The sequence below is a fragment of the Dyadobacter sandarakinus genome, from assembly GCF_016894445.1.
GTDB lineage: Bacteria > Bacteroidota > Bacteroidia > Cytophagales > Spirosomataceae > Dyadobacter > Dyadobacter sandarakinus.
The window spans coordinates 605,065-616,114 of the sequence record NZ_CP056775.1 but is presented as its reverse complement, the minus strand read 5'-3'; the positions used below and the strand labels follow the sequence as shown (position 1 = coordinate 616,114).

The 11,050-nt window shown below is 52.1% G+C and carries 5 protein-coding genes; 2 read left to right on the top strand and 3 right to left on the bottom strand.

The window, feature by feature from the left end; genetic code table 11:
* Positions 1 to 324 precede the first annotated feature (324 nt).
* Together HWI92_RS02555 and HWI92_RS02550 are read left to right on the top strand one after the other, a co-directional pair.
* A complete protein-coding gene (locus HWI92_RS02555) occupies positions 325 to 3,483 on the top strand; it encodes a TonB-dependent receptor (RefSeq protein ID WP_204660641.1) in 3,159 nt (1,052 codons plus the stop codon).
* A gap of 545 nt (positions 3,484 to 4,028) precedes the next feature.
* Positions 4,029 to 5,381 carry an alkaline phosphatase family protein gene (locus tag HWI92_RS02550; RefSeq protein ID WP_204660640.1) on the top strand — a complete coding sequence of 451 codons (1,353 nt, stop codon included), beginning with the start codon at positions 4,029 to 4,031 and terminating at the stop codon, positions 5,379 to 5,381.
* A 382-nt stretch (positions 5,382 to 5,763) separates the two neighbouring features.
* On the opposite strand, the gene HWI92_RS02545 is transcribed toward HWI92_RS02550, so the two are convergent.
* From HWI92_RS02545 to HWI92_RS02535, 3 genes are all read right to left on the bottom strand, one after another.
* Positions 5,764 to 5,940 (bottom strand): hypothetical protein, encoded by a 177-nt coding sequence (locus tag HWI92_RS02545; protein WP_204660639.1) that lies wholly within the window; start codon positions 5,938 to 5,940, stop codon positions 5,764 to 5,766.
* A gap of 302 nt (positions 5,941 to 6,242) precedes the next feature.
* Positions 6,243 to 7,742 carry a RagB/SusD family nutrient uptake outer membrane protein gene (locus tag HWI92_RS02540; protein WP_204660638.1) on the bottom strand — a complete coding sequence of 500 codons (1,500 nt, stop codon included), beginning with the start codon at positions 7,740 to 7,742 and terminating at the stop codon, positions 6,243 to 6,245.
* Between the two features lie 15 nt (positions 7,743 to 7,757).
* Entirely contained in the window at positions 7,758 to 10,733 is a 2,976-nt protein-coding gene (locus HWI92_RS02535; protein WP_204660637.1) for a SusC/RagA family TonB-linked outer membrane protein, read from the bottom strand.
* Between the last annotated feature and the right edge of the window lie 317 nt (positions 10,734 to 11,050).

The following is an 11,050-nucleotide window of genomic DNA, read 5'->3' as shown; positions in this document are numbered from 1 at the left end:
CCTGAGAACCGGCACGCTTCGCGCCCACATTCCGTCCCCGAGTTAACCCAAGCATAACCCCCGCTTAACCCATCGGTAACATTGCCCGCCTACATTTGTGGCCTGTTAAGCACCTTTGAATGGTTACGTTCAAACCTCGCCCGGGCCCGGCGATGACCCTGCTTTACGGATTGGCGTTTATACCTGTACGTTAACCATTCTTTTACGACGGGAAACTTTACCAGCAAACATCCAGCCTCACCGGATTCCGGTGCAGGAGGGTCCCGCCTGTCCGAAGAGGCAAATTCACACTGCTTGATAATTTTTAAACAAAACGAACAGCAAATGACAAGATTAATTACAGGATGCTTTATGCTGCTGACACTCCTCCTTTTTGCCGGGCAGCATGCGTACGCCCAGGGAAATGAGGCCACGATCGTGGGCCGCGTGACGGAAGGAAAGGCCAGCCCGATCCCCGGCGCGACGGTGATTGTGAGAAATGAATCGACGGGTTTTCAGGCGGGAACCGTCACCGATGAAAAGGGAGATTACATTATCAAGCAGCTTCCGCTGGGTTCGCCCTACTCTATTTCTGTCACTTTTGTAGGTTTTGGTGACCAGAGGAAAACGGGCTATGCGCTTAACCAGGGCGACCAGCTGCGCCTTAATTTTGAACTGGAAAACAGCGCTACGGAACTCCAAGCCGTGGACATCAAAGCCAACTCGCTGAGAAATACGGTTGTGAGCCTGGGTGCATCCACGCCGATTACTGCAAAAGACATTACCAAGCTGCCGGTAAACGGCCGTAACTTCACCTCGCTGATCGACCTGTCGCCCCTGAGCAATGGTACCAGCCTTGGCGGACAGCTGCAATCCTCGACCAACTTCACGATCGACGGCATGACTTCCCGCAGTACGATTGCGGGTGGTTCTACGGGAGGCGACTACGCGATTTCAATGGAGGCGATCCGCGAGTTCAAGGTGGTGACCAATGAATACGATGTGACGCTGGGCCGCGCGGGTGGCGGTACGATCAGTACGGTGACCAAATCGGGTACCAACCAGCTTACCGGGAGCGTGTTCAACTTCACACGTGCCGACTGGCTTTCAAGCAAATACGACCTGAGAGGAAACAAGCGGACACAGGATTTCTCTACCAACCAGTTTGGCCTTTCCCTGGGCGGTGCATTGAAAAAAGACAAAGCGCATTTCTTCGTGGCGTGGGACCACCAGGCGGACTCGCGTCCTCTTTTTATCGCCAACCTCCAATCGGATGCTGACGTGGCGGCCAACCGTGTGACCCAGGAGACGCTGGACAAATTTCTTGACATTGCGAGATCGAAGTACGGGGTGTCCGATGGTCCGCAGTTTGGTTCGTTTGGTAAGACAAAAAGCACTGACGCGATTTTTGCAAGAATCGACTGGCAGCTGAACTCCAAAAACCTGCTGACGCTCCGCAACAACCTGATCGCCGAAAACGACAAACTGTCGGAGGGTGACAACACGGCGATCAATGCCTACGAATCGTACATTGACCGCAAGCGTTTCAACAACAGCCTCATGGCGTCGCTGCGTACGATCGTGAACCCCAAGATCACGAACGAACTGAAAGTACAGCATTTTTACCAGTACGAAGCCGTGATCCCGAGCTCGGAGCTGCCTTCTGCGAGCATTCCGCGCGCGATTGTTGAAAACATCAACTCTACTTCGGGCACAAACAACTACATCACGTCCATCCAGATCGGTGGTCAGCGTTTTTCTCCGGAATGGTTCAGGGGACAGGTATACCAGGCTGTGAACAACCTGTACTACAACACGGGCAAAATCAACTTTACCTTCGGTATCGACGTGATGTTCAACCGCATGAAGTCGGTGTACGGCAGCGAAATGAACGGACGTTTTTATTTCACAGGTCTTGAAAACTTCAACAACCTGACGCCCTACCGCTATGCCCGCGAGATCAATCTTCTGGCCGATCCAAGCTCGATCGTGAATTCGTTGGCGACGGGTTTGTATGCGCAAATGGATACCAAACTCGCCCGCGGACTGGACATGATGGCAGGTTTGCGCCTGGACAACACCCAATACCTGAAAAAAGCGAATTTCAGCCAGGTGGTTTACGACGAACTGAACCTGCGTACGGATAACAAAATCAATACGACCCAATTGCAGCCACGCGTACAGTTTACCTGGGACGTGAACGAGCAGAGCAAAGACATTGTCCGTTTTGGCGCTGGTATATTCGGTTCGCAACTGAACCCGTACTCGATGATCAACAACATGCTGTTTGACGGTACCAAAGTGGCGGCTGTGGAAATCCAGGGTTCGCTGGTGCCTAAGCCCAACTTCCCAGGGTATCGCGAAAACCCGGCAACTGCTCCCGGCGCCGACCTGTTTAACACGCCCGGCATCGAGCGTTTGATCACGATCAACATGAACAATGCGAACGCAAAAATCCCGGTTCTTTACAAAACCAACCTATCGTACAACCACTTTTTCAGCGACCGTCTCCGTATCGGTGTGAGCGGTTATGCTTCCTGGGCGCGCAACAACTATATGTATGTAGACCGTAACATGGTGGAAGATCCGTACTTCCGCATTGCGGCAGAAGCAAACCGTGGGGTATATGTTCCGGCAGAGTCTATTAACAAAGCCAATGGTGCCACCAACTGGCTGAACAGCCGCAAAACGACCAAAGTAGGCCGCGTGCTTGAACTGGTCAGCGAGGGTAAAAAGAACCAGTATGCACTCGTGATTGATGGTACTTACCGGTATTTCAGGGACGGACAAATTTCGTTCTCCTACACCTGGAACGACTCCAAGGACAACACTTCCTACAATGGAAACGTGGCTAACACCGCAACGCTTGACCTGATGGTAAATGATGATCCGCGCGATCTGAGCCGCATGACGTATGCCAATAACCAGTTCCGCAACAAAGTGGTATTCTACGGAACCGCGCCGAGCATCTGGGGTGTGACCCTTGGCCTGCGCTACTCCGGCATCGGCGGAACGCGCTACTCGCTGGCTGTGAATGGCAATATGAACGGTGACTTTGTTTCGTCCAATGACCTGCCCTACATCTACGACCCGAACAGTGCCGAAACGCCGCAAAACATTCGCGACGGTATCAATACGATCCTGAACAACCCGGAAGCAGAGCAGAGCATCAAGGATTACATTATGCGCGACATGGGCAAAATGGCCGAGCGTAATGGCGGTATCAATGGCTTCTATGGGGTATTTGACCTGAGACTGGCCAAAAAGTTCAACTTCTACAAAAGCCACGGCATTGAGGCATCTGTTGATATTTTCAATGTTGCCAACCTGCTCAACAAAGACTGGGGTGTAGGAACCAACCTTAGCAAGCAAAACCTGTACACCATCCGCTCATTCGATCCGGAAGCGAAGCGCTACGGCTACGGTATGAGCAACGGAACCGGCGTTTCCAGCCTGAACGGCAGCCCTTACCAGATTCAGATTGGGTTGCGGTATGGGTTTTAATTGAGGGAGGAAGGAGGAAGGGGGAAGGTGTGGTCAGGGATTGTCAGGAATGGTCAGGGGTTGTCAGGAATTGTCAGGCGTTGTTTGAAGTAACGTGACATAACTTGCCTGCCACCAAATTGTCTGACCACACCTTTTTGTCACCCTGAGCGGAGTCGAAGGGAGTTCGGGCCGGGTCGCTCAAACTCCCTTCGACTCCGCTCAGGGTGACAAGGGTTTATTCACACGCTGCGGCGACTCCCCCCTTCGACTCCGCTCAGGGTGACAAAGGGTTTATTCACACGCTGTGGCGACTCCCCCTTCGACTCCGCTCAGGGTGACAAGGGTTTATTCACACGCTGCGGCGACTCCCTCCTTCGACTCCGCTCAGGGTGACAAAGGGGTTATTCACACGCTGTGGCGACTCCCCCCTTCGACTCCGCTCAGGGTGACAAAGGTTAGGCATTCAGTCAATCAAAATCGAATTACTCACTCACTCACTAACTCACTCACTCAAAACTGAACAGTATTCAGTCATTCAATCATTCACTCATTCAAAACTAAACATGAAAAGCCTCCTAACCCTGCTAACCCTCGCCTGCACCTTCGGTGCCGCCTCCGCCCAGGACTCACATGTTGTCCTGATCAGCATTGATGGCTTGCGGCCGGAATTTTATAAAGATGCATCCTGGTCGATGGTGAATTTGCACCAGGCGATGAAGACCGGGGCGTATGCGGATGGTGTTACCGGGGTTTTCCCGACGGTCACCTACCCTTCCCATACTACCATGATTACCGGCGTGAAACCGCTCAAACATGGCGTGCATTACAATACGCCGTCGGAGCCGCTGGAGGTGACGGGCAACTGGCTCTGGGATTACAGCACCATCAAGGTGCCTACAATTTTTAGTGCGGCAAAAGAAAAAGGGCTGGTGACAGCCTCGGTTTTCTGGCCGGTATCGGTGGGCGGGCCCGCCAGCTACAACATTCCCGAGTTCTGGTACCTGCCCAAAAACAAAGGCGAGAAGCGCGATATGATGCATGCATTGTCCGACAAAGCCAATCCGAAAGGTTTTTTTGAAGAAGTACAGCAAAATGCAACCGGCAAGCTGGAGGAGATCGATTTCGACGGCGACTACCTGAGCATTGACGAAAACAATGCGCGCATCAGCGGCTACATCATCCGCAAATACAAACCTGCATTCCTGGCGGTGCACCTGGTCGCGGTGGATCACTTTGAGCACGAGCAGGGTCGCGATGGTGATAAAGTCCGCTCCTCACTTTCGGGCGTAGACCGCAACATTAAAACCATCCTCGAATCCATTGAGAAGGCCGGGATCAAAGATAAAACGACGGTGATCGTCACTGGCGACCATGGTTTCGTCGACATTCATTCGTCCCTCTCGCCCAATGTGCTGCTGGCGCAGGCGGGCATTTATGATCCGGCCGCCAAGCGTAACTGGAAGGCCTATTTCCATGCGTCGGGCGGTTCTTCATTTTTGCATTTGAAAGATAAAAACGACAAACAGACGCTGGAAAAAGTGAAGGCGGCATTGGAGAAACTACCTGTCGCCCAGCGCAGCACATTCGAAATCAAAGACCGGGCCGCATTGGATGCCGTCGGTGCCGACCCGAATGCGGCATTGGCACTCGCGCCCAGGCAGGGGTTCACATTCAGTACGGCTGCTACGGGCGAATTCATCCGTGCTGCCAGTGGCGGCACCCACGGCTTTTTCCCCGACTTTAAAGAAATCCAGACTGGCTTCGTGGCATTCGGCAAAGGCATACAGCCCGGCGCAGTAATCCCGGAGATGAGCCTGCAGGACATCGCCCCGCTGATCGCCAAGTTGCTGGGAATCGAATTTCCATCGGCAGATGGCGTGCTTTACCCGGGGGTTTTGGTGAAGGAGGGGAAGTAGGTTTTTTGCAGGCGCGGTTGCCGTGTGAATCGCTTTTAAAGTTGGCTGCCTTGCCGGTAAGCTTTTTTGAAGGCCATGTTGGTTGTAAGTACGCCATGGTGGCCGCATCTGCCCTTCGACTCCGCTCAGGGTGACAATGGTGGCGAGAGGGTGCGTTAATAATATAGTAAAAAAGGTAGCAGCTCATGATGAACTGCTACCTTTTACTTTAGTAAACGTTCTGGTACCCTTTCCCCATCTTTGTCACCCTGAGCGGAGTCGAAGGGCAGATGCGGCCACCAGCAAAACGTTCCTGCCCAAACCGCAACGTTCACAAACCAAGTAACCGCTTCAAACCTTGCTCAAAGCGACAAAGGCGTTTAATCTAAATCAAGCTCTTCCCTCACGGATTTTGCACCAGGTTCTTATTCTGATCCACCTCATTTTGTGGAATAAAGAATACTGCCCGTGCGTCGGTTGGGAGTACCGTCTGGCGGGTGTCGGTAGTTGGTGTATTGTTTTGTGAATGCGTGCCCGGATAGTTGACCGCGGTTGCCGGTAGACTTTCTTTGAGGGCCATATTGGTTGTAAGTACGTCATGGTGGCCGCATCTGCCCTTCGACTCCGCTCAGGGTGACAATGGTTAGCGAGAGGGTGCGTTGATACAATAGTAAAAGAGGTAGCAGTTCAATGCGAACTGCTACCTCTTGCATTAGCAAACGTCCTGCTACCTCGACCTTTGTCACCCTGAGCGGAGTCGAAGGGCAGACGCGGCCACCGAAATAACGTTCCTGCTCAAACCGCAACGTTCACAAACCAAGTAATCGCTCCAAACCTTGCTCAAAGCGAGATGGACGCTTTAATCCGAATCAAGCTCTTCCCTTACGGATTCTGCACCAGGTTCTTATTCTGATCCACCTCGTTTTGTGGAATAAAGAATACTGCCCGTGCGTCGGTTGGGAGTACCGTTTGGCGGGTGTCGGTAGTTGGTGTATTGTTTTGTGAATGCGTGCCCGGATAATTCCTGACCATCGGCAGGTTATTACGGAACAGGTCATAAATGCGGTGTCCCTCGAATGCAAGTTCAAGAAAACGTTCTTCCAGCACCACATCCAGGATCGTTTTGCCCGCTGCTGCCACGTTCGCGGTCGTCCACAATGCAGTTCCGGATAGTCCGGCACGGGTACGGATCAGGTTCACGTCGGCCAGCGCATCCGTAGTCTTGCCCAGCTTTGCATTTGCCTCTGCCCTGATCAGGTAAATATCTGCCAGGCGCAGGTAAACGGGCGATGAAGCATTGATCACATTATCCTGCAGCGTGTACTTGTTGATGTAATACATCGGCGTCGCCGGCGTGAGCTTTTTGTTGGTTTGCAGCTCTCCGTTCAGGACGTAAGGGGTAATGAACGATTTCCGCAGATCCTCCGGATGCTTGCCCAGGAAGTCGATATACTTTTGAGAAGCATACAGCTCTGCCCAGCCGCTCACTCCCTGCGCCAGCGGCGTACCCGACCGGTCGGAACTGATGTACATGGTACCGATTTCGGCAATCTGCACGCTGGTGTGGCGCACTGCAAAAATCGTTTCGGTATTATTTTCAGGCACACCTTTGAAATAGCTCGGATAGTTGGCCGACGAAAGCAAGCTATACCTGCCGCTGTCAATTACCAGGTTGGCATACTTCAGGGCATTCGCATTGTCGCCCATAAACAGGTACACTTTTGAAAGCAAGGCATAGGCCACTTCCTTCGAAGCATATATGTTGCTCTTTTTTACCGTCATCAGGTCTGCGGCCGTGAGCAGGTCAGTGATCACAAAATCATACACTTCCTTCACCGAAGCTCTTGGAAGCTTGGTCACCTCATCATCGCTCAGTCCGTCGCGCAGAATCGGTACGCCCAGGTTATTGCCGTTGTTCTGCGGGTAAGGCCTGCCAAACATCCGCACCATATTGAAATGCGCCATGGCCCGCAGGTAGAGGTTTTCCCCTTTAAGCTGAGCCAGCTCGGCCGACGCATCGCTGGGAACAAACCCGATCACCTTGTTGGCCGCCGCGATGATCTTGTAGCACTGGCTCCAGTAATTGGTGGCATGGGTGGAAGTATTAATGTGGGTATACCGGTAAACGCGCGTAAAATCATTGCCGGAAATCTGTCCCTGGGCAATCTCGTCACTGGGATACTCCATCATAATGTGGCCGCTGTACACGTATGCCGATTTGTTTAAAAACGCATAGGTGCCGATGGTCACCGTCTGCACGTCTGACGGGTTGGTCAGCGCAGTGGTTTCATCGATGTTGGTTGTCGGATCAAAGTATTGTTCGCAGGACAGCATCGACATCAGTCCGAGTGCCAGTACCAGTTTTGATTTGATAAATTTCATATCTGCCTGAAATGATTACAATGTGAAGTTGACTCCGATGAGCACCTTGCGGCTGATCGGATATTTGATGCTGGAATTGCCCGGCGTATCCTCAAAGGAAAAAGAAGCCTCAGGATCGGGTCCGCTGAACTTCGTTCCGGTCCACAGGTTATCGGCACTCACAAAAATGTTGGCGCGCGAGAAACCAATACGACGCATTACATTCACCGGGATGTTGTAGCCCAGGCGCACATTGCGGAGGCGGATGAAGCTTCCGTCTTCTAGGTACCGGGTCGATGACTGGTTGGAATCCTTGTTACCACCTACGATCGGTTTCGGGTGAGTGGCAACGTCGCCCGGCTTCTGCCAGCGCGACCAGCCGTCGGCCAGTATCATCTGATTATAGCTTTCATACAAGCCGTCGTTGTCGAAATAGGCGCGGCTTTCATTGTAAACCCAGTTGCCATATACAAAATTGAGGAACGCCGAGAACGTGAATCCTTTGTAGGTCAATGTGTTCGTCAATCCGCCCGTAAATTTGGGATTGGTGGATTTTCCGGTAAACTGCCGGGATTGTGCCGTCTGTACGGAGCTGTACGAACTGGTAAGCTCTCTGGTTACATTTCCATTGGCATCCGTCACCAGCTTTTCCCATTGCGGGTCGCCATTTTCGGGATTCACACCCGCCCATACCGGCAGGTTAAACTCGCCCATATCGTGCCCTGCTGCCAGCGGCAAACGGTTGCCCGGACGGAAAGTAGCCGCCCCGCCGCTTAGTTCAAGGATCTTGTTGCGGTTGAGCGCCATATTGAAGTTGGTTTCCCAGGTAAGCTGCTTGCCTGTCAGGTTGGTGGACGTGAGGCTGAACTCGATTCCCCGGTTGCGTACCGAACCTGCATTTACCCATACATAGCTGTACCCGGTTGTTGCGGTCAGGGGCTTCTGGTAAAGCAGATCCTCCGATTTTTTATTGTAAATATCCACCGCCAGGTCTATCCGGCTCCACAGACTGATGTCCACCCCAAGGTTGGATGCGCGGATCTTCTCCCAGGTCAGGTTGGGATTGCCTTTTTGAAATGGCTGGGCACCGGGCACGCCGGCATAGCTGGCTGATTGTGAAATGGTGTACAATCCCAGGGAAGCAAAGTTCGGGATTGCTGCATTACCCACCGTACCATGGCTCATGCGCAGCTTGGCAAAGGATAGCACCTTGTTGTTTTTAAGAAAATTTTCGTTCGTCAGCACCCACGAGGCACCCAGCTGGAAGAAGTTGGCCGTCGAATTGTTTTTCCCAAACAAGGAAGAAAACTCATTGACCAGCGAACCTACCAGGAAGTAGCGGTTGTCATAATTGTAATCGGCCTGGCCAAGAAACTTCCGGAATGCCACCTGCTCATTGTAGCCCGTGGGAGATACCAGGATATCCGTCGCAACAGAAAGTACATCCTGGCCGGCAGGCAACCCTTTGCCCGAAGTCGTGTTGTACTCCGCAAAGGAGGTCTCAGCCTCGGCTACGCCCAGCAGGGTCAGACTGTGTTTTCCGAAATCTTCCGAGTAACGGATCCGGTTGGATGTCAGCAGTCGGTAGTTGTTGTTATTATTATTATAAAGCTCTCCCCCATTGGCACCGCCTTGCTTGGTCCGGCGGTCGTAGTAGGTAGCACCCGACGCATTCCCGAAATTGGCGCGGTTATAGCTGGACAACGTGATCTTGTCTGTCAGATCATAGTCCAGGTTTACGTCCAGGCTCGTTCTGAGGCTCCGGGCATTTGCATAATTATATTGAATGGACTGCAGGAAGTTCTCCCGGTCGCGGCCCAGCCAGTTCGGATAGGAACGGCCATCGGTAGGCACACCATTTTCGTAGGCAGGGTCAAAGGGCAGGTTGGTATATGCATCGTAAAGCGTATTGCTGTTCTGGTAGTTGTCGCGGGTATACTGGGCATTAAAAAGTACCGCGGCCGTGAGCCTGTTGGTGAGCTGCGAACGCAGGTTTGTCCGGAAATTATAACCTGTTTTGTCATTTTGAATCACGGTTCCCTGCTCCTTATAATAGTTGCCCGACACATAGAAAGTCGTCTTGTCCGAACCGCCGGAGATGGAGACATTGTGGTTATTGACAAATGCAGTCCTGAAAGCCTCGTTCCACCAGTTCGTATTATTTTTCAAAACAGAAGGATCACGCGGATTGAAGGTGCTCTGGAAGTCGTAGAGTTCCTGCGCATTCATCAAGCGGAAGTTGCCTGTTGTAGCCTGCGCCCAGCCCAGCGTGTTGTTGAAATTGATCTCGGTCTTCCCGGCCTTGCCCATTTTGGTATTGACAATGATCACCCCGTTGGCAGCCCGGGAGCCGTACAGGCCTGTGGCTGCTACGTCTTTCAGCACCGTCACATTCTCCACGTCCACAGGATTGTAGGTACCGTCAATGTTTCCGTCCACCACATACAGGGGTGAGCTGCTTGCCGAAATCGTACCCGATCCGCGGATTACCACGCGGGCAGGACTGGTCGGGTCTCCTGAGTTGGTGGATACAACCACACCCGGCGCTTTTCCCTGCAGCAGGTTGGGCAGCTCATTGGAAGTCACATCACGCAGTTTTTCGTTATTGATGGTTGACACCGAACTGGAAAGATAGCGGGCTTTTTTAGCCGAATAACCCACTACTACCACCTCGTCCAGCCCGCGGGCATCGGACTCAAGTACGATGTCGAGGGTACCGGCGGCATCCACTACCACCTCTCTGGTAGCGTACCCGATGAAGCTGAAAATAAGGGTGCTGCCCGGTGTACTCAGGTTGATGGTAAATTCTCCGTTCACATCGGTAGTGGTACCCTTGTTGGTACCTTTTTCAACGATGCTGACCCCTGGCAGCGGTTCTTTCTCGGTAGATACGACGGTACCTTTGATGGTCAGTTCGCGCCGGGCAGTTTCCCCTGCAAACGCGGGAAACAATGTAGGAAGCAGGGCTACGAGCAGGAAAAGTCGTAACGTGACTTGTAGCTTGTAATGCATAGCTTATAGGTTATGAGTTAGGATTTAAAAGGATTAGGAAAATCAATGTAGCCCTCGGGGGGCTGATCAAAAGCGCTTCTCTGGAAAGGCTAGCCGGAATCATACAATTTATTCATCGTTTTTTAAAGGTTTTTGGATGGACATTGAGAATAAGGATTTCGTCAGTACAAGTTGCCGGGATTACAATTTCCACGACGCACTAATACTCATCTTTACAAAGGCGCAAGCAAGCACGAAGTAATGTTCTATTTTAAACAATTTTGAATTTTCTCCCTTTCTCATAACATTTTGTTAAAAAAAGAACAAAGTCTTTATGT

What these genes read in the sequence shown, in the direction of transcription:
- HWI92_RS02555 (WP_204660641.1), top strand. Translation starts at nt 325, where the DNA reads ATGACAAGATTAATTACAGGATGCTTTATGCTGCTGACACTCCTCCTT.
- HWI92_RS02550 (WP_204660640.1), top strand. Translation starts at nt 4,029, where the DNA reads ATGAAAAGCCTCCTAACCCTGCTAACCCTCGCCTGCACCTTCGGTGCC.
- HWI92_RS02545 (WP_204660639.1), bottom strand. Translation starts at nt 5,940, where the DNA reads ATGGCCCTCAAAGAAAGTCTACCGGCAACCGCGGTCAACTATCCGGGC.
- HWI92_RS02540 (WP_204660638.1), bottom strand. Translation starts at nt 7,742, where the DNA reads ATGAAATTTATCAAATCAAAACTGGTACTGGCACTCGGACTGATGTCG.
- HWI92_RS02535 (WP_204660637.1), bottom strand. Translation starts at nt 10,733, where the DNA reads ATGCATTACAAGCTACAAGTCACGTTACGACTTTTCCTGCTCGTAGCC.